Below are 19,167 nucleotides of genomic sequence, written 5' to 3' on the forward strand. Positions count from 1 at the left end.
AATGTCGTCTCTGTTAGAGAAAGAGTTGTAGACATGAAGCGCAGTAGAACAGAAGTAGGGCGCTGGCGCATGTTGCGACAGGTGAGTCGTCGCAAGGCTCGTTGGCTGGAAGCACAATCCCGCCGCAATATGCGTATTCACGCCATCAGAAAATGTGGAATGACCCGGCATCGCAACGCGTTGCTGTTCGCAGTCCAGGATATCTGAGTACCATGAGGGCACCGTAATGGTGCCCGCTGATTTTATAGGATCTGATTTTTGGGAGTAGCGTGGTTGCAGCGCTATTCCTGTTGTGTTGAGCAAAAGGAGGGAGAAGTAGTGTTTGCGGAGTTTGGCGTACTGAATTTCTGGACGTATGTTGTTGGCGCGTTTTTTATCGTGCTCGTACCGGGGCCGAATACCCTGTTTGTGCTCAAAACCGGAATTGGACACGGCGTTAAAAAAGGGTACCTTGCCGCGTCGGGTGTATTTATCGGCGATGCGGTACTGATGTTTCTGGCCTGGGCGGGCGTCGCGGCATTAATTCAGACCACGCCGGTACTGTTTAATATCGTGCGCTATCTCGGCGCCTTCTATCTGCTGTGGCTGGGCGGCAAAATGCTCTGGTCGGTCATTACCCGGCAGAATCACGCTCAGGAGAGCGGTACCGAGCCTGCCAGCGCGATCATGAAACGTTCGCTGGTATTGAGCCTGACGAATCCAAAAGCGATTCTGTTCTACGTATCGTTCTTCGTTCAGTTCATTGACGTGAATGCGCAGAACACCGGTACCTCTTTCCTTATCCTCGCGACGACGCTTGAGTTAATAAGCTTCATGTATATGAGCTTCCTGATCTTCTCCGGTGCGTTTGTCACGCGCTATCTCAAAACGAAAAAGAAACTGGCAAAGCTGGGGAATGGGCTGATAGGGCTGCTGTTTGTCGGGTTTGCGGCGAGGTTGGCGTCGCTGCATTGATGGATGAAAGGCTCCTGCGGGAGCCTTTTTAATGTCTGGCGTAGCTGGAAAGCCGCGCCAGACAAGGCTTCACGTTTTACTACTAGCAGTCAAAAGCCATAAAAAGCGGCTAGGGTGTGGACACATTGTGGACATTCTGACCACCATTAGCACCCTTCAACGGGTTAAGCGAAATCGCGTCCTGCAGGTACTGAGGAGCGAAGTGCGCATAGACCATTGTCTGCGCAATTTTCGTACAGCGCTGAGCTGCCTGATGTTGTGCGTCGGCTGCACACCCGCGCCGCCTGCGCCTCCGCCGGTCATTGCTTACAGCGCCTGCCCGAAGGTGAGCTATTGCCCGATGCCGGGAAGCGACCCGCCACTAATGGCGATCTGAGCGCCGATATTCGCAGGCTTGAGACCGCGCTCACCGCGTGTGCTCTGCAGATTGAAACCGTCAAAGACTGTCAGGATTAACTCGATGAAGAAAGCACGCAGCCCGCGCGAAGCGCTGATTAAAGCCGTCCCGCAGCTTGAAACAAACCCCGAAATGATGCGCATCTTTGCCGATGAGGGGAATATCGATGCGCGTCTCGCGGCCTCGCTGTCGCACGAGATAATTTACACCCTGAATGTGATCGTGTGTGACTTTGTAGGCGACCCTGACATGATTTTCGTGCCGGTGGCCGCATGGCTCAGGGAAAACCAGCCGGATATCTGCACGCTCGATGACGGCCGCAAAAAGGGCTACCGTTTCCAGATGGATTTAAACGACGGGGACAGTGTCGATATCAGCATCAGCCTGCAGCTCACCGAGCGCACCATTATCAAAGAGGAAAACGGCGCGCTGCACGTGAGCTATGCTGCTGAGCCTCCACTACCGGAACCCGTAACACCACCAAAAGAGCTTTATCTTGACGGAGAGCTGGCGAGTAAATGGGATGAGTGAATTTAAGCCCTTTGACGACCGGCTCAACGGTATGATAGCTGCCCTGTCACCGGCAGCGCGCCGGAAGCTGGCTTGGGAGATAGCAAAGGAACTGCGCAAGTCGCAACAGCAACGTATCAAGCTGCAGAAAGCTCCTGACGGCTCCCCCTATCAGGCGCGAAAGCGTCAGCTTCTCGGATTAAATTTTGACAATAAAAGGTATATTGAAAGAATTATTTTTGCATTTTTGACTTGACTCTTTTGCATTAAAATTGATTATAGTTAATTTTAATGTGTCTTTGATGATAACTAAGTTCAATCATGATCATATATTTTCAGGTCTTATATGAAATTGCATGTGTCAAAACTAAAAAAGAGTGGGTGTGACGAGTAAGTCTCTAAATGGATTAGGTTTTATGTATGTTTATAACGATGTAGTCATGTTAACTAAAAAGTAATACTCTCAGGGGGTTAAATGATTAATGTAACTTTGAAGGTTTTAGCTTTATTAAAACATATCACAATGAGGGTGGAGTATTTATTTCAAACATCTTTCTCTACTACGACGCGGGATGATGTGATAGAGAAAATAAAAGTTCTAAATAAAGAGCGAAATGAAATATATGTGCGTTATGCCGTCTTTACAAAGTTGAGACGTTTAAAAGAAAATGGTGTTGTCATTGAGCGTTCAAAATTTTTTGAAAGTAAAGAGTTGCCTGATGAGGAGTTGAGTGAGATATATGAAAATATAGAGATTGTTGAATCATTGCTGGAGACAGAGCAAGAAAGCGCATACGCCAATAAAAATGAAACTGTTGTAAATTTATTTTTATTAAGTGAAAAGAAAAAATATTTCAAGTGTAAAGCTATTGCTGTTTTGACTTTGATAATGAGCGCGGTCTCGGTTGTTTTTTTAAATGTCCCGTATTGGACAGTGTTTATTGGTTTTGTATTGTATGTTTTGTTTGAAGTAAAAGATCAAGTAGTTAGTTATCGTGTTGCAAAAGGATTTTTTGGGACCACGACTACTGAAGCAATAGAATTAATCAAATTCATTCGTGACAATATTGAAGATATTGACTCTGGAGATGGAGGAGGGACGGGACGGAAGGTACTTAATCCAATAAAAAATGCAACCATCGATGATACGCTGACCCGAGGGGAGTTACCTAATGTCTAGTATCGATATGGATATTGTTTCTAAGCGTTTGAATAAATCACTGGATATTGTTTTTTTGCGTCATCCTATTCGCACAGCCTTTGGGTTTATTGTTGGCTATCTTATCTATATGTGTGTGTATACCGCTAGGGGGGTTATTGGTGCGAATTGGTTCGAGATTGATGTGGTGCATTATATAGGATGCTTTATTTTGGGTGTTGTACTGATGCATATAAATACAATCATTGATGCCTATAATGGAACAGCTTTGGATGAGAGGCTTTCTACATTGTTAAAGGCCGTGGAAAGTAGGACTGATATTTCTAAGGAGCAAAAGAGAATGATGGTTATTAGCATATTAAATCAGGAGATAAAGTCTCTGACGGCGCACGATCTAGATGCGGCTGAAAAAGAGATTGCTGATAAATAAAAATGTAAGATTTGGCTGGGTTTTTAATTTTCTAATGTTGTGTTGGGTGATGGTTTAATTATGGGTTGTTGGGTTTTTTTATTGAGGTTGGTATGGTTATATATAAAAATCGTATTTTTGCTATGTGTTGAATTTTTTTGTTTAAAATGTCGAAGCAGCAATCAGTGGTTTAGAAGTTAATTTTTCAGTAGCAAGATATAGGCATCCATAACTCTTTTAAATAGTTATATTGTGCATTTGTTGTCTCGTCCGCCACAAAACCCCGCTCAATTGCCGCCGGTCTTGCCCGGCGGCATCCTTTCCCTATGAATAATCTAAATTCTCTGCAGGAAATCGCACGTGCGATCCGCAACCTTATCCGCACCGGCATCGTGACTGACATCGACCACGACGAGGGGCTTTGTCGTGTCCAGACCGGCGGCATGGAAACCACCTGGCTGAACTGGCTAGCCTGCTGCGCCGGTCGCTCACGCGTATGGTGGGCTCCATCCGTTGGCGAGCAGGTGCTTTTGCTGGCAATCGGCGGCGAGCTCGATACGGCATTTGTGCTGCCCGGCACTTTCTCTGATGACAATCCCGCACCGTCTGCCTCCCCTGATGCGCTTCATGTGTCCTTTCCTGACGGGGCGGTTATCAAGTACGAACCCGAAAACGGCGCGCTCACCGTGTCAGGCATCAAAACCGCTGACGTCATCGCGTCTGAGTCCATTACGGCCACCGTGCCGGTGGTGCTGGTGAAAGCCTCGGCCCGTATCACGCTCGATACGCCGGAGGTGGTTTGCACCAACAAGCTGACGACCGGCACGCTCGAAGTGAAGAAAGGCGGCATCATGCGCGGAAACATCGAGCACACCGGCGGGACACTGAAATCAAATGGTGTGCAGGTTGATAACCACGACCACGGCGGCGTCGAACGGGGCGGAAGCTGGACGGAGGGCATCAAATGACGGTGCGTTATCTGGGAATGAACAGCCAGACCGGGCTCAGTATCTCTGAGGTTGAGCATATCCGGCAAAGCGTGCGCGACATTCTGGTCACGCCCGTTGGCTCGCGCGTCATGCGCCGTGAATACGGCTCGCTCCTGTCGCAGATGATTGACCAGCCGCAGACCCCGGCGCTGCGCCTGCAGATTATGGCCGCGTGCTACTCCGCGATCCAGAAGTGGGAGCCACGCGTCAGCCTGACGACCATCACCTTTGAACTGTCAGACACCGACGGCGGGCTGTATGTCGATATCACCGGCACGCGCACGGAAACGAGCCTGCCGTTTTCTCTGACCATTCCAATGAGTTAAATCACTATGGCAACTGTTGACCTGAATCAGTTACCCGTTCCCGATGTGGTGGAGGAACTGGACTATGAAACCATACTTAGCGAACGAAAGGCGACGCTCGTCTCGCTGTACCCGGAAGACCAGCAGGAAGCTGTCGCACGTACGCTGACGCTTGAGTCAGAGCCGATTGTGAAGCTGCTGCAGGAAAACGCCTATCGTGAAGTTATCTGGCGTCAGCGTGTGAACGAGGCCGCCCAGGCGGTGACGCTGGCCTATTCAACCGGTCACGACCTTGACGTCGTGGCCGGGAACAACAATACCGAACGCCTGACCATCACCCCGGCTGATGACACCACCATACCGCCAACGCCTGCCGTTATGGAATCAGATGCTGACCTGAGGCTGCGCACACAACAAACTTTTGAAGGATTAAGTGTCGCGGGTCCGGTCGGTGCATATGAGAATCACGGCCGCAGCGCCGACGGGGGGGCGCTGACGTCTCGGTCGCGAGCGAGCGTGGCCGCTGATTGACGGAACGGGCATGATCCACGGCATGTATGTGATCGACAAAGTGACGCATACGCACACCGAGCTATTCAGCGACGGAGCGGCGAGAAAAATCGAGTTTAGCCTTTCGCTTAAGCGGGTCGATAAATCGCTGGCGGCCATTTATGGCGACCTGAAAACGCAGGCCGACAATCTGGTCACGTCTGCCGGTGACTGGCTGGGAGGGCTGACGGGATGATGACGGGTATGAATAATCAGGCCGGGGCGAAGATAGCCCCGGCGTTTATGCTCAAGCTGGATAACGACGATATCACGCAGGATTTGAGTGACCGCCTTATTAGTCTGACCATGACCGACAATCGCGGATTCGAGGCCGACCAGCTCGATATCGAGCTCGATGACACTGACGGTCAGATAGCTTTGCCACCGCGCGGCGGAACGTTGACGCTGTGGTTAGGCTGGCAGGATTCCGCGCTGATAAAAAAAGGGACGTTCACTGTAGACGAAATCGAGCACAGGGGCGCGCCTGATACGCTGACCATCCGGGGGCGAAGCGCCGATTTTCGCGGGACGTTGAACTCACGCCGGGAACAGTCATGGCATGACACCACGCTCGGGCAAATTGTCGAGACGATTGCGGCACGCAATAAACTGTCGGCCAGCGTGGCCGACACGCTGAAAGCCGTCGCAGTGCCTCACATTGACCAGTCGCAGGAATCCGACGCGGTGTTTCTGTCCCGTCTGGCTGACCGGAACGGGGCGGCGGTTTCGGTCAAAGCGGGTAAGCTGTTATTTCTGTGGGCGGGGAGCGGTAAGACGGCCAGCGGGAAGCCCATTCCGCAGATGACGCTAGAGCGCGGTGACGGTGATCGTCATCAGTTTGCCATTGCTGACCGGGAAGCCTACACCGGTGTTACGGCAAAATGGCTGCACACTAAAGACCCGAAACCGCAAAAGCAGAAGGTGAAGCTCAGGCGTAAGCCCAAAGAGAAGCACCTTCGCGCGCTGCAGCACCCGAAAGCGACCAAAGCCCCGGTAAAGGCCAAAGCCAAAAAAGAGGGGGAAGCGCGCGAGGGTGAGTATATGGCCGGTGAGGCTGACAACGTGCTGGAGCTGACGACCATCTACGCGACAAAGGCGCAGGCCATGCGCGCCGCTCAGGCGAAGTGGGACAAACTGCAGCGCGGCGTTGCGTAGTTTTCAATCTCGCTGGCGATTGGCCGGGCAGATTTATTTCCTGAAACGCCAATCGCGGTGAAAGGGTTTAAGCGCGTCATAGACGATCAGGCGTGGATAATCAGCCGGGTGGTGCATAACCTCAACGGGAAAGGCTACACGACGGGCTTAGAGCTTGAGGTTAGGGCCTCTGAAGTTGAATATGAGAGTGAGGAAATTGAATGAAGTTTTTGTTTATCTATTTGTTTTATATTAATAAAGTGAGTAATGTTAACGCACATAAATCGTTTAGAGGTGCACGCCATGTTTCACTGTCCCAAATGCCATCACTCCGCCCATGCGCGCACAAGTCGATACTTCTCTGATACCACAAAGGAGCGTTATCATCAGTGTACAAATATTAACTGCAGTTGCACCTTTGTTACGACTGAGACCCTTTCACGTTTTATCGTTTCACCGAGTGTGGTTGTGCCAGCACCACCTCGCCCAACAACGTCAGGACAGCAGCAGATTCAATGGATGTGACCAGCGAGAAAGCCCCACATAGGCGGGGCTTCAGAATAGCAAACTTCATCGTGTAGATTAAATGACCATGGGGAAGTGACTAGATCTACGTTGTATACATCACCTTGCTATGTTTTGAATAGCTCACCATCGAGCATGTTTAGTCGATCAACAGGTTACTAACTAATAAATTTATGCTAAGAGACTTACATATCACTATTTTTTTTGTTATATATTTAGTTGTCGATGCAAATTAATTTTTTGAGGGCGGTAGCTTTGTATAGTGAGTTTCTTTATGGGGAAAGTATTAAAACATTTTGGTGATAACGCTATATTAAAACTATTCTCCTCTAAATATATATTTATAAAAAAGACATTTCATGTCTTTTGATTTCTATTTACATAAAGGAGTTGGAAGTGAATTATTATTATTCGGAAACATTACAAATTGATAAATACCCAGGGATTCACTTGCTTCAGGACCATATAGGAACAAACTATAGTGTCCCATGGGATGATTTTGGGTATGTGATAACATTTAAATTATATTATGTAAGAGAAAGTGATAAAATAAAAATAGGCAATATGAAAATGCTTTCAAAGGAAAGCGAAAACACATCAAGCTATTTTAAAAAATATGGTGATGAAATCGAATCTAAAGTTATTTCTATTAATAAGTTATTGGATGAAAATAAGCTTGTTTCGATTGGTGAGGATATTGACTATTATAAAAAAATCAATTCTCTCTTTAAACCTGAACAAATAGATTCTATACTAGAGTCTTTATGTGATGCTGGGTATTTTCGCAGGAATCAAGAAAAATACTCTGAATGGGGCGGATACTCAGGAAGTTTAATGAGAGGAAGTTCCTCTGCTGCAATCTTGAAAAAAGGTTATCAGATAGCTGTTGGGAGATATAACCCCACAACTAAATTCGACTTAAATATTGAAAGTCTTGGAGACAGTTTTGACCCTTTAAGTTTTAAATTTGATTTGGATAGGAAGGTAGGTAAATCAAACATTTGCCTTCTGATAGGAAAGAATGGTGTTGGTAAAACACATATATTAAAGAAAATCAGCGAAGTTATAACAGGTGTTACCGATGGTGAAGAGCATCCTCCCTACTTTCATAAGTTAATAGTTATTGCGTATTCTCCATTCGAGGACTTCTATACTGAGAAAGAAATCTTTAATAAACTTACCCTGAAGTATTCTAGGGAAGGTGCCACATCTAATAAAAAAAGCTTAAAGCGGCAGCGTCTGCATGTGAATGAATACTCTTATATTGGATTTAGAAATCAAGAGGGTTTGTTTGAAGCTAAATACCCAGTTGTGAAAAGTGTTGAGTCTATTATTAAAATACTGACTTATGATGAAGAGAATAATTGGTGGAATGAAAACACAAGATTTAGACTACTAAAAGAAACATTATCAATTTCAATAGATTTTGATTCAATATCGATATTAGATAATGACGGAAAGGAGATTATTATAGATGAAAGAATTAAAGTTAATAACATTAAAGGAAGTATAAATCTAGAAAATGGATTGATTTTCAAAAAAGGAGAAGCAATTATTCCACTTAGCTCAGGCCAAAAAATTTACACATATATGCTGCCTGCAATCATATCTGAGCTTGAAGAAGAGAGTTTATTAATCCTTGATGAGCCTGAGCTTTATTTACATCCCGAGTTAGAAGTGGGATTGATAAATATGCTTAAATATATTTTAAACGAAACAAAATCCTTTTCCTTAATTGCAACACACTCATCAATATTGACGCGTGAAGTTGAGCGAAAGGCTGTGACTATATTGCGAAAAATTGAAGGGAATACCAAAGCATATCAATCTTCAGTTGAAACATACGGTGAATCAATTGATGTGATAGTTTCGGAAGTGTTCGATGATGAATATGTAAGAAAGCCTTATCAAAAAGAGATTGACAAGTATTTAGTTCATGACGGCTCATCTATTTCGGAAATAAAAAAATTCATTGGTAATGATGCACTTGCCTATGTGCTTTCGAAATCAGATGATGAAAAGATCTCTGTCGAGGATGAATAATGAAATACTTAGGATCTTTTATAAAAAATCAACCGTGCACATGGCTAGAGGCGGCAATAGAAAGTAAAAAAGAAAATGTTCAAGATCTTGAAGATATTGCTGATGATATAGCGGAACATTATGAGTTATATAATGGTTTTATAACCTCGTTTGATGAGGAGTTATCTGAAAGTTCATTTCTGCAATATTCCGATCTATTAGTTGAGTTTTACGAAAAGTCGCCGAGCAAATTAAATAAATTATTACTTGAAAGAAGAAATGAGCACGAACTTTCTTTTTGCCCTTATTGCGGTAACCCAATGATCCCTGATACTTTAGATCATTTTATTCCTAAAGGAAAATGGCCTGAGTTTTCAATTTTTCCTAACAATCTAGTTCCCCAATGCAGAGGGTGCGCACCAGTAAAAGGTGAGAATTACTATTGTACTAAAAGCAATTCAGCTATGTTTATTCATCCCATTTATTTTGATTTTTTGGAGAATTTCCGTTTTTCTATGAATGTTACATTAAATGGAGATGAAAATGAATTATCTGTGGAGGTTAAATTAAAAAAAGTCATGGCAACACGGATTGAAGATCAAAAAAGAGTTATTCTTCATGCGGAAAAATTGAAAATAAAATCACGTATTATTAATTATTGCAATAAGGATTTTAAACAGTGGAAGCGCAGATTGTCCAATGCCAGATTCGATATTGAAACGGCGTTGCAACAACGCTTATCGGAAGTTCCTCAATCTGAAATTGGTAAAGATTGGCAGAGTGCCTTTTATTTTGCTCTATTACAAAACCAAGATATTATTCTTTACTTGAATTCTTTGTGCCCTGTAGATAATCCTCATCAACAATTCGATAACGTGGAAGATTTAGATTTTTAATAATTAATTAAAATTTTTATTAGCTCTATGAAAATGATAGGCTAGAAATGTCATGACGATGGTCGTTAGTCTCTGAAAAAAACAACTATCATCCCTTAAAAGGCCGCACCTAATTAGGCAAACTAGTTTAATCAGTTAAAAAATAAGCCCCGAAAAGCGGGCTTCTTCTTTCGATGTGGTCAATCAGTGGACATGAACTAAAACAAATCCTTTTATTTCATTACGTTGAGTCATATAAAAAAGCTCCTGCGGGAGTCTTTTTTATTCTGTTTGACAATCCCTCATCATTTAGTTGTATAGTACAACTAAATGATGAGGACACAACATGCACAGCGAAACTCCGGTAGTCAGTGTTATTCGACGTTCCTCGCGCCTGATGGTGCGAGAGTTAGGATTTATGGGGTCTACCCTGGCCTCAACGAATTACTCGCCTTCGGCCGTCCATACTCTGGTCGAAATTGCTTTACGCAAAGAGATGACGGCGAGCCAGCTGGTGCAACTGCTGGGCCTGGAAAAGTCCAGCGTCAGCCGGATGCTGGCTCGCCTGATTGCCGCCGGCGAACTCGAGGAAGTCATTTCTGTTGAGGATGCGAGAGCAAAGAGCCTCAGGCTGACCGCGAAAGGTCACGAGACGGTCAGCAAAATTAATGCCTTCAGCAATGAGCGCGTGGTCACAGCAATAAAGCGTCTTGCTCCTGCCCAGCAGCAGACCATCTCTGAGGGGCTCTCCCTTTATGCCAACGCGCTGCTGGCATGCCGCGAGGCGGGCAACGATATGCAGCCCGACGAGCTGAAGATAGTGCAGGGGTATATCCCCGGCATGATTGGCCGTATCGCGGAGATGCATGGCAGCTATTATTCGCGGGAACATAACTTTGGTCGCTTCTTCGAGGCCAAAGTGGCTTCAGGGCTGGCCGAGTTCAGTGAAAGACTGGAGAAGCCCTGTAACCAGATTTGGCTGGCAGTACTCAACAACAAAATTGTCGGCTCGGTGGCAATCGATGGCGAGGATCTGGCGCCGGGTGAAGCCCATCTTCGCTGGTTTATTCTTGATGATGGCTGCCGGGGACACGGCGTGGGGAAAAAACTGCTGAATGAAGCGATGCGGTTCTGCGACAGTGTCGGTTTTTCTGCCGTGCACCTCTGGACATTCAATAAGCTGACCGCCGCCCGGCGTCTGTACGAGTCGTTTGGGTTTACGCTGGTAAAAGAGTGGGAAGGCGACCAGTGGGGGAGCCTGATTACAGAGCAGCAGTTTACCCGGTACAGAGGCGCGTAATCGCCGCCATAAAAAAGGCTCCTTTCGGAGCCGCTTTGGTATCAGAACACTTTCTTGTACGGTCTGACCGTCACTTTTGCATACACACCCGCTGCAACGTACGGGTCTGCGTCAGCCCAGGCCTGAGCAGCTTCCTGGGATTCAAATTCAGCAATAACCGTGGAGCCTGCAAAACCGGCAGCACCCGGATCGTTGCTGTCTACTGCGGGCATGGGGCCAGCGGTCAGTAATCGGCCTTCATCCTGAAGCAACTGCAAACGTGCCAGATGCGCAGGGCGCACAGACTGGCGTTTTTCGAGCGAATCAGCAACATCTTCTGAGTAAATCACGTAAAACACGGCGAAGCTCCTTAACCGGTAAAAGTGTCAGTTACGTTATGTGAAAGGGCAATCGACTGCAATGTAAAATAAAAACAATGTTAATACCCTGATCTGAATGCGCCTTTTTTGGCCTCTCAGGCGCTAAAGTTGCGCCAGAGCAAAGTGTCTTATTGAATATGATTGCTATTTGCATTTAAAATCAGGGTTCGGTTTTTTAACGTTGATGACTATGACTTCGATGACCCTTGATTTACCTCGCCGCTTTCCCTGGCCGACGCTGCTTTCTGTCGTGATTCACGGTGCCGTTGTGGCGGGTCTGCTGTATACCTCGGTTCATCAGGTTATTGAAATGCCCGCGCCCGCGCAGCCGATTTCCGTGACGATGGTCTCGCCAGCGGATCTTGAACCGCCGCAGGTTGCCCCTCCGCCGCCACAGCCGATGGCTGAACCGGAGCCAGAACCCGAACCCGTTCCGGAGCCACCGAAGGAAGCTCCGGTGGTGATCCACAAACCTGAACCGAAGCCAAAACCTAAGCCGAAGCCAAAGCCGGTGAAGAAGGTCGAGGAGCGTCCGAAACGCGAGGAACGTCCGGTTGAACCGCGCGCGACCCAGCCGGTCGAAAATGCAGCGCCTTCACGTCCGGTGATGAACAATACGGCAACGACGTCAAAGCCAACGGTTACCGCGCCAGCGGGCCCGCGAGCCGTAAGCCGCAATCAGCCTCAGTATCCGGCGCGAGCTCAGGCCTTGCGTATTGAAGGCCGCGTACGGGTGAAGTTTGATGTCACTGCGGATGGCCGCGTGGATAACGTGGAAATCTTATCTGCGCAACCTTCTAATATGTTTGAGCGCGAAGTGAAATCTGCCATGCGCAGATGGCGCTATGAGCCAGGCAAGCCGGGTAGCGGATTGATCGTCAATATTGTTTTCCGCCTGAACGGCGGGGCGCAGATGGAATAAAAAAAGCCTCCGAAAGGAGGCTTTTTTTTTGCCTGTCGATCAGGCCTGTGGAAGTTGACGAGGTTTACCCTCGCTGTCCACGGCGACATAAATAAACAGCGCTTCAGTGGCCTTATAACGTTGCCCAATCGGCTCAGAAGAGACTTTCTTCACCCAGACTTCGATGTTGATGGAAATGGAGGTATTACCGCGTTTCACGCAGCGCGCGTAGCAGCAAACCACATCACCCACCGCAACCGGGCGCAGGAAGGTCATGCCGTCCACTCTCACGGTGACCACGCGCCCGTGGGCAATCTCTTTTGCCAGAATTGCGCCGCCCATATCCATCTGCGACATCAGCCAGCCGCCAAAAATATCGCCATTGGCATTGGTGTCAGCGGGCATTGCCAGTGTGCGTAAAACCAGTTCGCCCTGAGGGGCGTTAGTTGTTGTCATTGTTTTAACTCGTAACGGAAGACTTCAGGCGGGATGCTACTATGATTCGCGTGCGGAGAGAATAGACCAGAACGCCCGTCGTTGACGTTCTGGTCAGTCAGTAATCAGTGGTTGTCGTCCTGCGGCATATGACGATAGATGTATACACCACTTAACAGCGTGAAAATAAGCGTCAGCGCAGTCAGGCCAAAGACCTTAAAGTTGACCCAGATATCCTGCGGCAGCCAGAAGGCGATATAGATATTAGCGAGACCGCAGAGAATAAAGAAGATTGCCCAGGCAGTATTCAGACGCGACCAGACTACCTGCGGCAGCGTGAGTTCTTTACCTAACATGCTCTGGATAAGGGGCTTTTTCATGAACCATTGGCTGAACAGTAATGCTGCTGCAAACAATGCATAAATAACAGTCACCTTCCACTTAATAAATTCAACATCATGCAAGGCAATGGTCAATCCACCGAACACCGCCACTAGGATGAACGTAATAAGCGCCATTTTTTCGACTTTGCGATAGCGAATCCAGCTATAGATCAGCACAACGGCGGTCACAACGATTAATGCTTTTGTTGCAGCAAAAATGTCGTACAACTTATAGACAGCGAAAAACACCGCGAGTGGTAAAAAATCAAGAAACTGCTTCATTCTGTGATTCCATCTTCTAGGCGGGGCGGGAGACATCGATGCCCCCCGCCTCGGGATTACTGACGAATTAACATATACAGGCGGAACAGATAGACGAGCAGTACCGCTGAAATGAGATTGCTCAGCGTATTCGCCACCACGGCGCCAACATTAGGCGTTAAAACCGCAAAATTCGGCGCAAACAATAACAGCAGCGTTTTGGCCAGCAGCCAGCCGATCACGGCGGGCGCCACCAGACGCATATTAGCCCATGCCAGTCTGATGCTGTTGCGCATCGCGGTAAAAATACCCATTTTATCCTGCACGACCATCACCGGGGCAAATGAGAGCACGATAGCCAGTAATACGCCCGGCACCACAACCAGCATAATCCCCATCTGCACCAGCAGGGTGGTCAAAAAGATCAGGATAAACAGCTTAGGTAAAACCGGCGCGCTGGCACCAATCGCCCGTAAGGCGCTGACCCGGTGACCCGCCGATACCAGCTGAATCATCAGCAAAACGCCGCCCGCCAGAACCGCATTACCAATCAGGCCTGAGAACGTGGACGCGGCAGAAGCGCGCAGCAGAATTTGCTGCTGCTCCGGCGTCATGTTTTGCACCAGCTCAAACAACCCCACGCTACCCGCAAGATGGTCGCCCTGGCTCAGGCTGGCAATCTGTTCTTCACTCGGTGAGAACGCATGACCCAGCACCACCGTGATAAAGGCGCAAAGCAACGCGATCAGTAAAAAGGTAATGAACTGATTGCGGAAAAAGTTTCCCGTGTCACGGTAGACAGACTTCGCCGTGATAGACATGCACTCTCCTTGAGTATTGCAGGTGTTAATTAGCCGGCAATTGTACACCGGATGCACCTGCTGTGGCAGCATCAAGGCTTGTATGGAAAAGCATATCTTTGTAAAGCGGCGGTAATCCAACGCGGGCGCGGGCGCGGTTACAGGCTTCGTTGACCTGCCCATCTTCCCCCGACATGGCAAATTCCCGGCACGGGCTGGGGCGATCCTCATAGATGGAACAGCGGGTCGCGACCCCAGGCTCACCCTGTAGCGCCACACAGCGGGCCTGCTTTTGGTTCGTGCCGCTCATGCAGCGCAGAAAGGGGGTTAACGGCTCGGTAAGATGAACCGGAACGGTACCGCCGCCATCGCTGGCTTCGGCCCAGTAGAAAGAGACTCGAAAATACGCACAACAGGCTCCACACGTCATGCACGGGTTAATATCACTCATAGCACACCTGCAAAAGAAGAACGCATCAAATCAACTTGTGAGAGCGATAAATTATCCAGCCGCCAGAGGAAGAGCAAGAGGGGGAAAAGGGAAAATTTTGTAACCGTGAAATGCCAAAAATTGACATGGAAACAACTTATTGGTTTTGGATGCGTAACAAAAAATTAATCCAGATCAATGAATGTTAAGTTACTGGTTTTAATGTGATCTGTGGCAGATCACTTATTACCCTTTTGTGAGTATATTCTCATCCGCGATTAAAACCACAACGATGGAGCGGATATGAAAAAATTAGCGGTGGCAGCCCTTGTATTAAGCAGTCTCTCTGGCGGCGCGTATGCGCATGAAGCAGGCGAATTCTTTATTCGTGCCGGTTCGGCTACGGTTCGCCCAACTGAAGGATCGGATAACGTGCTGGGAATGGGCGGTTTTAACGTCAGTAATAACACCCAGTTAGGTTTAACCTTTACCTGGATGGCGACGGATAACGTGGGCGTTGAGCTTCTGGCCGCAACGCCGTTCCGTCATCGCGTCGGTTTAGGACCAACCGGTGATATCGCCACGGTTCACCATTTACCGCCAACGCTGATGGCGCAATGGTACTTTGGCGACTCAAGCAGCAAGGTGCGTCCATATATTGGCGCCGGTGTGAACTACACCACCTTCTTTGATGAGAAATTTAACGATACCGGTAAAGAGGCAGGTCTGACGGACCTCAGCCTGAAAGATTCGTGGGGCATGGCGGGACAGGTCGGTCTGGATTACCTGATTAACCGCGACTGGCTGATCAACGCCTCGGTCTGGTATATGGATATTGATACGGACGTACGCTTCAAGGCGGGCGGCCAGCAGCAAAGTATCAATACTCGCCTGGATCCGTGGGTGTTTATGTTCTCTGCGGGTTATCGTTTCTGATCCCACGTCAAACTGGCCACAGGGTGGCCAGTTTGCTTTGCTCACTTCAAAACGACGGATAAACCGGCCGCTCATCAAGCTTTACGCAGTGCCTCAGGATCGTTTCCCCATCATATAAATAGCTGAAAGCGTCGCTGGACAGGGAATGGAAGAGAATATCGCCGTTGGCAAACGGGATAATTTCGGTGTCACCCGCACGTTTATGTCCCGCGCCGGTTTCAAAATGACCGTGCCACCGTTCCTGGGTATGGTCATAAACGTGCAGAATAACCTCGACAAGTCCTCTTTGCGGACAATTAAGGCGCAGGAAGGTAGAAGAGAAATTCAGGGACAGCGCATGGAAGGGAATCAATAAGGCGAAAACCAGTAAAGCTCGTAAATACATCAAACCGCGAAAACCTCCTTCAAAAGGGAAATGAGATTTTACTTAAGTCAAAAATCACGTTTTTGCCGTGGATCAAGATGTCTTATAATTCAATACGATAAAGGCCCCTGACGGGGCCCTTAACGATCATTTTTGAATCAGATAGCGAATGGTTGGGCCATCCTGCTGGATATCCAGCACCGTATAACCGTGGTTTTTCGCATCCAGCGGTATGTTGTTGATGGACTGCGGGCAGTCGCTGACTACCTCCAGAATTTCACCTTTCTTAAGCTGCGGCAGCGCTTCAAGCGTAGCCACCGCCGGATATGGACAGGGCTCGCCAACCATATCCAGACGATAATCAGGCACAATCTCTTTCATGCTGCATTCTCCTGCGTTTCTGTTTTAACGCTCGCACGGCGGAAGAAACGTCTTTCCTGTGCGACGACCAGTAAAAAAGCGACCAACAGCAGGGCGTAGGTGACGAGCAGTCCGCCGAGAGGCCCGAAGGTTTTCAGCAGGTTGACCTTATCCCAGTTGGTGGCCAGGACGGGAGACACGTCATCCCAGTAGTACGCCAGGATCGTCGAGCCAATCACATTTCCCAGACCCACCCACCAGTAGTGCACCTGGCCTTCGACGGCGCGATACATCCAGCCGGTTTCACACCCGCCAGCCAGCACGATCCCGAAGCCGAACAGCAGGCCGCCAATGACCGCGTTAGGACCGGCCCACATGATTTTTGGTTCGACGCCCAGTTGAACATAGCTGAAGATGCCGATGGCGCTGACCGCCATCCCGGCGATAATCGCCTTCGCCATCATCGTGCGCCCGGTGATCCACATATCGCGAAACGCGGAGGTAAAGCAGATCTGCGCGCGTTCAATGAGCAGACCAAAACCCACACCGAACAGCATCGCCAGACCGAGCTTAGGTTGGTTCAGGGCGGTGCAGAGCGCCCATGCCACCATGGCGAAAAAGACCAGCATCCCGAGGCGGAAACGGCGGCGGGCCTGAGAGGGCTTCTGGGTTAACGGAGATGCTGCGCTGACTTTTGTCATTTTCACTGGAATACGAAACAGCGGCAGCAGGGTGAATTTTGCGCCAAAGTAAGAGCCGATGGCCGTGGCGACGGCAAAGAACCAGGCGTGAAGCGAAAACTGCGGGATCCCGGTAAAGAAGGCGGCAAGGTTACACCCCATCGCCAGACGCGCGCCGAATCCGGCAATCATGCCGCCGACAACCGCCTGCACAATGCGGATCCGGCTTTTGGGCATACGCAACTTAACGTTGTTTGCCCACAGCGCGGCAGCGAAGCAGCCGCCGAACATGCCGATGATCATCATCCCGTCAATACGGGTGAGCGGCGTACCGTCGAGGTGGATGAGCTTAAAGTATCCCCACTCTTCGGCGTGCACGCCTGCGAGCTGCAGCAGCTGTCCACCCCAGCGGGTAAACTCGCCGGTCACGGCCCAGAAGGTACCGGTAATGCCAAAATAATAAGTAGAGAGAATGCCTGCCGCGATAACGGCCGGAACGGGTGACCAGAACTTAACCAGGTAAGCCTGTTTGAAGGATTGCCATGACATGAATAAGCCTCTGAACTCAGAAGGTGTATGTTGTTTTAAAGGGCTGGAATATATAACTTTTTTCCCTTCTCCAAAACCTCTCCAAAACTTTTCTCCAAAATACCTACCTTTTTTATGACCTCCATCAGTAATTAATCCGATCCCCAAGAGCACCGCAGCGAAAAATTAAATTGCAAGTTTGGTCCATTCCTTCCCGCGATCGTCGTTGTATCTGTCAGTGGTTGACTGTGTTTTATGGCCCAGCAAAATTTTCGTATCGATCCCCTGGGCGCGGTAAAGTCTTTCGGACAATGAACGCTGTTCGTGAAACGTTGTTGGTGTTTTTCCTGCTGGCGGTACGATACCGGCTGCATCACGTGCCGCGGCAAACTCTTTAGAAACCAAAATCAGATTCACAGGTTTTGCCTTAGTTTTCATCTTCCCGTGCAAGAGGTAGGGGCTGACAAACCTATCCCTACACTTCCGTATTACATCCTCAAGAGATAAGCCAATGGCTTCACAACGAAGGTTCAGCGGCAATGCAATACGGGCCCCCGTTTTGCTTTGCTCGATGTACAGATAGCCGTCCTTAATGTCTGAAAATTTCATGTTCGCAATATCCTCCCGGCGCTGACCAGTGACTAAAGCAAGCAGCATCGCTTTATGCGAGTACCGATCCTCCGGTATTTGCTCCAGTATTTTTTTCCATTCGTCCAGAGAGAGGCGCGCACGTGTAACCTTCACCGAAGGTTTTTTTGTTGCTGCTGGTGGATTCCATCCAGGAGGGACCTCTCCGGCATGTTGTGCTTCAGTGAAAATATCCACCCACACCACCCGGTTGCAGAGGGCGCTGCTGGCATGTCCTGCGTCCAGGTATTCATCCAGTAACACAGCAAAATCCTTTACCTCCAGACTCTTCATTGGCCGCGAGCCAAGCCGCCTGGAAAGCAACTCTGCCATGCGTTTTTTTTCTTTAAAGCGTTTCAGCGATAGCGAGCCAGCATCCAGACTTTGTTTCTGAATCTTCAGATAACGTTCTATCCATGTTTTGAGGCTGATCCCGCGCTGCGCTGCTGCTTTAGGACTTTCATCAATTTGACGCAAATAATGTTCGGCTTCTGCTGCTGCAATTCTCTGATTTGCTGTTATGGCTATTTTTTCCGCTTTCTCCCTGTCGGTGCCCAGACCATGGAACTTACCCGTTAAAGGGTTTTTATACTGGTAGTAGGTTTTTGCTGTGCGACGATCAAACCGGGCATACAGCCCGGAAATTGATACATTATTTTTTCGTGGCCTTGGTGACATCGCTAAGGATCTCCCGCAATATTTCGTCGTCGTCACTGTGAATTTCTGGTTCGACTCCCGTCGCTCCTGGTCCGATATAAATTGCTTGTTCGTCGATACACCAGCGATTTCCAATTTTAATCGGTCTCGGTTGTATGTATCCCAGTTTCCCGTGTTTCACCAGGCATGTGATTGTTATGGGGAAGTGCAATCTGCGAGCTTTCCAGTCCCGCAGCGGTATCAGACTTTGTTCACTCATAGCTATCACTCTCGATAGCCAGCTGCAATCATACGTGCGGCAGCTGGCGAATATTGAAT

At 48.4% G+C, this 19,167-nt stretch carries 23 protein-coding genes and 6 pseudogenes; 18 read left to right on the forward strand and 11 right to left on the reverse strand.

Annotated features, from left to right (window positions below; all coding sequences use genetic code 11):
- Positions 1–33 precede the first annotated feature (33 nt).
- Together BMW97_RS01055 and leuE are read left to right on the forward strand one after the other, a co-directional pair.
- A complete protein-coding gene (locus BMW97_RS01055) occupies positions 34–207 on the forward strand; it encodes a YciY family protein (protein WP_021240326.1) in 174 nt (57 codons plus the stop codon).
- Between the two features lie 111 nt (positions 208–318).
- On the forward strand, positions 319–954 hold the full coding sequence (leuE, locus tag BMW97_RS01060; RefSeq protein ID WP_045908965.1) for a leucine efflux protein LeuE: 636 nt from the start codon (positions 319–321) through the stop codon (positions 952–954).
- 109 nt (positions 955–1,063) lie between these two features.
- On the opposite strand, the pseudogene BMW97_RS24230 reads toward leuE, so the two are convergent.
- Positions 1,064–1,189: pseudogene (locus BMW97_RS24230) on the reverse strand (integrase); the annotation flags it as partial.
- Positions 1,190–1,207: 18 nt separating this feature from the next.
- Between BMW97_RS24230 and lysC the strand changes: the two are divergent.
- The 14 genes and pseudogenes from lysC to BMW97_RS01130 all read left to right on the forward strand — a co-directional run bounded on the left by lysC (position 1,208) and on the right by BMW97_RS01130 (position 11,128).
- Positions 1,208–1,410: pseudogene (gene lysC, locus BMW97_RS24170) on the forward strand (Rz1-like lysis system protein LysC).
- A 4-nt stretch (positions 1,411–1,414) separates the two neighbouring features.
- On the forward strand, positions 1,415–1,882 hold the full coding sequence (locus BMW97_RS01070) for a phage tail protein (protein WP_045908963.1): 468 nt from the start codon (positions 1,415–1,417) through the stop codon (positions 1,880–1,882).
- Positions 1,875–2,051, forward strand: a pseudogene (locus BMW97_RS01075) (phage virion morphogenesis protein); the annotation flags it as partial. The gene BMW97_RS01070 and the pseudogene BMW97_RS01075, both read left to right, overlap by 8 nt.
- 285 nt (positions 2,052–2,336) lie before the next feature.
- Positions 2,337–3,041, forward strand: coding sequence for a hypothetical protein (locus tag BMW97_RS24070; protein ID WP_021240322.1), 705 nt, complete (start codon positions 2,337–2,339; stop codon positions 3,039–3,041).
- On the forward strand, positions 3,034–3,450 hold the full coding sequence (locus tag BMW97_RS01085; protein WP_045908962.1) for a hypothetical protein: 417 nt from the start codon (positions 3,034–3,036) through the stop codon (positions 3,448–3,450). Before BMW97_RS24070 ends, BMW97_RS01085 begins: the two co-directional genes overlap by 8 nt.
- 305 nt (positions 3,451–3,755) lie before the next feature.
- Positions 3,756–4,397 carry a phage baseplate assembly protein V gene (locus BMW97_RS01090; protein ID WP_045908961.1) on the forward strand — a complete coding sequence of 214 codons (642 nt, stop codon included), beginning with the start codon at positions 3,756–3,758 and terminating at the stop codon, positions 4,395–4,397.
- Positions 4,394–4,744 carry a GPW/gp25 family protein gene (locus BMW97_RS01095; protein WP_021240319.1) on the forward strand — a complete coding sequence of 117 codons (351 nt, stop codon included), beginning with the start codon at positions 4,394–4,396 and terminating at the stop codon, positions 4,742–4,744. The genes BMW97_RS01090 and BMW97_RS01095 overlap by 4 nt, the downstream gene beginning before the upstream one ends.
- A 6-nt stretch (positions 4,745–4,750) precedes the next feature.
- A pseudogene (locus BMW97_RS01100) lies at positions 4,751–5,209 on the forward strand (baseplate assembly protein); the annotation flags it as partial.
- Between the two features lie 25 nt (positions 5,210–5,234).
- Positions 5,235–5,468 (forward strand): annotated as a pseudogene (locus tag BMW97_RS01105) (phage tail protein); the annotation flags it as partial.
- Positions 5,465–6,631 (forward strand): annotated as a pseudogene (locus BMW97_RS01110) (phage late control D family protein). The pseudogenes BMW97_RS01105 and BMW97_RS01110, both read left to right, overlap by 4 nt.
- A 78-nt stretch (positions 6,632–6,709) precedes the next feature.
- Positions 6,710–6,931, forward strand: coding sequence for a DNA-binding transcriptional regulator (locus tag BMW97_RS01115; protein ID WP_072052273.1), 222 nt, complete (start codon positions 6,710–6,712; stop codon positions 6,929–6,931).
- A gap of 396 nt (positions 6,932–7,327) precedes the next feature.
- Positions 7,328–8,974: an AAA family ATPase gene (locus tag BMW97_RS01120; RefSeq protein ID WP_090392348.1), complete on the forward strand. Its 1,647-nt coding sequence runs from the start codon at positions 7,328–7,330 to the stop codon at positions 8,972–8,974.
- The gene (locus BMW97_RS01125) at positions 8,974–9,849 is read left to right on the forward strand and encodes an HNH endonuclease (protein WP_045908959.1); all 876 of its coding nucleotides are present in this window, start codon (positions 8,974–8,976) and stop codon (positions 9,847–9,849) included. Before BMW97_RS01120 ends, BMW97_RS01125 begins: the two co-directional genes overlap by 1 nt.
- 325 nt (positions 9,850–10,174) lie before the next feature.
- A complete protein-coding gene (locus tag BMW97_RS01130) occupies positions 10,175–11,128 on the forward strand; it encodes a bifunctional helix-turn-helix transcriptional regulator/GNAT family N-acetyltransferase (RefSeq protein WP_045908958.1) in 954 nt (317 codons plus the stop codon).
- A gap of 41 nt (positions 11,129–11,169) precedes the next feature.
- Here the strand turns inward: BMW97_RS01130 and BMW97_RS01135 are convergent, their stop codons facing one another.
- On the reverse strand, positions 11,170–11,466 hold the full coding sequence (locus BMW97_RS01135) for a YciI family protein (RefSeq protein ID WP_023327637.1): 297 nt from the start codon (positions 11,464–11,466) through the stop codon (positions 11,170–11,172).
- Positions 11,467–11,686: 220 nt separating this feature from the next.
- On the opposite strand from BMW97_RS01135, the gene tonB reads away from it, so the two are divergent.
- The gene (gene tonB, locus BMW97_RS01140; RefSeq protein ID WP_045908957.1) at positions 11,687–12,409 is read left to right on the forward strand and encodes a TonB system transport protein TonB; all 723 of its coding nucleotides are present in this window, start codon (positions 11,687–11,689) and stop codon (positions 12,407–12,409) included.
- Positions 12,410–12,448: 39 nt separating this feature from the next.
- Here the strand turns inward: tonB and yciA are convergent, their stop codons facing one another.
- The 4 genes from yciA to BMW97_RS01160 form a co-directional block, all read right to left on the reverse strand.
- A complete protein-coding gene (gene yciA / locus BMW97_RS01145; RefSeq protein WP_008502796.1) occupies positions 12,449–12,844 on the reverse strand; it encodes an acyl-CoA thioester hydrolase YciA in 396 nt (131 codons plus the stop codon).
- A gap of 104 nt (positions 12,845–12,948) precedes the next feature.
- Positions 12,949–13,488, reverse strand: a complete 540-nt coding sequence (locus tag BMW97_RS01150; protein ID WP_028018783.1) for a septation protein A — start codon at positions 13,486–13,488, stop codon at positions 12,949–12,951.
- Between the two features lie 56 nt (positions 13,489–13,544).
- Positions 13,545–14,288 (reverse strand): YciC family protein, encoded by a 744-nt coding sequence (locus BMW97_RS01155; protein ID WP_045908900.1) that lies wholly within the window; start codon positions 14,286–14,288, stop codon positions 13,545–13,547.
- Positions 14,289–14,313: 25 nt separating this feature from the next.
- Complete coding sequence (locus BMW97_RS01160; protein ID WP_032674935.1) at positions 14,314–14,718, reverse strand: YkgJ family cysteine cluster protein; 405 nt, start codon at positions 14,716–14,718, stop codon at positions 14,314–14,316.
- Positions 14,719–15,000: 282 nt separating this feature from the next.
- Here BMW97_RS01160 and ompW point away from each other — a divergent pair, with 282 nt between their 5' ends.
- Positions 15,001–15,633, forward strand: coding sequence for an outer membrane protein OmpW (ompW, locus tag BMW97_RS01165; protein WP_032674934.1), 633 nt, complete (start codon positions 15,001–15,003; stop codon positions 15,631–15,633).
- Positions 15,634–15,679: 46 nt separating this feature from the next.
- Here ompW and BMW97_RS01170 read toward each other — a convergent pair whose 3' ends face one another.
- From BMW97_RS01170 to BMW97_RS24235, 5 genes are all read right to left on the reverse strand, one after another.
- Positions 15,680–16,018 (reverse strand): hypothetical protein, encoded by a 339-nt coding sequence (locus BMW97_RS01170; RefSeq protein WP_063621876.1) that lies wholly within the window; start codon positions 16,016–16,018, stop codon positions 15,680–15,682.
- Between the two features lie 126 nt (positions 16,019–16,144).
- Complete coding sequence (yedF, locus tag BMW97_RS01175) at positions 16,145–16,378, reverse strand: sulfurtransferase-like selenium metabolism protein YedF (RefSeq protein ID WP_003856774.1); 234 nt, start codon at positions 16,376–16,378, stop codon at positions 16,145–16,147.
- Positions 16,375–17,586, reverse strand: coding sequence for a selenium metabolism membrane protein YedE/FdhT (gene yedE / locus BMW97_RS01180; protein WP_045908898.1), 1,212 nt, complete (start codon positions 17,584–17,586; stop codon positions 16,375–16,377). Before yedE ends, yedF begins: the two co-directional genes overlap by 4 nt.
- Positions 17,587–17,751: 165 nt before the next feature.
- Complete coding sequence (locus tag BMW97_RS01185) at positions 17,752–18,870, reverse strand: phage integrase Arm DNA-binding domain-containing protein (RefSeq protein WP_090392350.1); 1,119 nt, start codon at positions 18,868–18,870, stop codon at positions 17,752–17,754.
- The gene (locus BMW97_RS24235; RefSeq protein WP_032663346.1) at positions 18,845–19,108 is read right to left on the reverse strand and encodes a hypothetical protein; all 264 of its coding nucleotides are present in this window, start codon (positions 19,106–19,108) and stop codon (positions 18,845–18,847) included. The genes BMW97_RS01185 and BMW97_RS24235 overlap by 26 nt, the downstream gene beginning before the upstream one ends.
- Positions 19,109–19,167: the final 59 nt, after the last annotated feature.

This window comes from Enterobacter sp. NFIX58 (genome assembly GCF_900110475.1).
Lineage (GTDB): Bacteria > Pseudomonadota > Gammaproteobacteria > Enterobacterales > Enterobacteriaceae > Enterobacter > Enterobacter quasiroggenkampii.

Excerpts from the sequence above, each read along its gene's own strand:
- BMW97_RS01070 (WP_045908963.1), top strand. The coding sequence starts at position 1,415 with ATGAAGAAAGCACGCAGCCCGCGCGAAGCGCTGATTAAAGCCGTCCCG.
- BMW97_RS01185 (WP_090392350.1), bottom strand. The coding sequence starts at position 18,870 with ATGTCACCAAGGCCACGAAAAAATAATGTATCAATTTCCGGGCTGTAT.
- BMW97_RS01150 (WP_028018783.1), bottom strand. The coding sequence starts at position 13,488 with ATGAAGCAGTTTCTTGATTTTTTACCACTCGCGGTGTTTTTCGCTGTC.
- BMW97_RS01130 (WP_045908958.1), top strand. The coding sequence starts at position 10,175 with ATGCACAGCGAAACTCCGGTAGTCAGTGTTATTCGACGTTCCTCGCGC.
- BMW97_RS01125 (WP_045908959.1), top strand. The coding sequence starts at position 8,974 with ATGAAATACTTAGGATCTTTTATAAAAAATCAACCGTGCACATGGCTA.
- yciA (WP_008502796.1), bottom strand. The coding sequence starts at position 12,844 with ATGACAACAACTAACGCCCCTCAGGGCGAACTGGTTTTACGCACACTG.
- ompW (WP_032674934.1), top strand. The coding sequence starts at position 15,001 with ATGAAAAAATTAGCGGTGGCAGCCCTTGTATTAAGCAGTCTCTCTGGC.
- yedE (WP_045908898.1), bottom strand. The coding sequence starts at position 17,586 with ATGTCATGGCAATCCTTCAAACAGGCTTACCTGGTTAAGTTCTGGTCA.
- BMW97_RS24235 (WP_032663346.1), bottom strand. The coding sequence starts at position 19,108 with ATGAGTGAACAAAGTCTGATACCGCTGCGGGACTGGAAAGCTCGCAGA.
- BMW97_RS01170 (WP_063621876.1), bottom strand. The coding sequence starts at position 16,018 with ATGTATTTACGAGCTTTACTGGTTTTCGCCTTATTGATTCCCTTCCAT.
- BMW97_RS01160 (WP_032674935.1), bottom strand. The coding sequence starts at position 14,718 with ATGAGTGATATTAACCCGTGCATGACGTGTGGAGCCTGTTGTGCGTAT.
- tonB (WP_045908957.1), top strand. The coding sequence starts at position 11,687 with ATGACCCTTGATTTACCTCGCCGCTTTCCCTGGCCGACGCTGCTTTCT.
- BMW97_RS24070 (WP_021240322.1), top strand. The coding sequence starts at position 2,337 with ATGATTAATGTAACTTTGAAGGTTTTAGCTTTATTAAAACATATCACA.
- BMW97_RS01090 (WP_045908961.1), top strand. The coding sequence starts at position 3,756 with ATGAATAATCTAAATTCTCTGCAGGAAATCGCACGTGCGATCCGCAAC.
- BMW97_RS01085 (WP_045908962.1), top strand. The coding sequence starts at position 3,034 with ATGTCTAGTATCGATATGGATATTGTTTCTAAGCGTTTGAATAAATCA.
- BMW97_RS01095 (WP_021240319.1), top strand. The coding sequence starts at position 4,394 with ATGACGGTGCGTTATCTGGGAATGAACAGCCAGACCGGGCTCAGTATC.
- BMW97_RS01155 (WP_045908900.1), bottom strand. The coding sequence starts at position 14,288 with ATGTCTATCACGGCGAAGTCTGTCTACCGTGACACGGGAAACTTTTTC.
- yedF (WP_003856774.1), bottom strand. The coding sequence starts at position 16,378 with ATGAAAGAGATTGTGCCTGATTATCGTCTGGATATGGTTGGCGAGCCC.
- BMW97_RS01055 (WP_021240326.1), top strand. The coding sequence starts at position 34 with ATGAAGCGCAGTAGAACAGAAGTAGGGCGCTGGCGCATGTTGCGACAG.
- BMW97_RS01115 (WP_072052273.1), top strand. The coding sequence starts at position 6,710 with ATGTTTCACTGTCCCAAATGCCATCACTCCGCCCATGCGCGCACAAGT.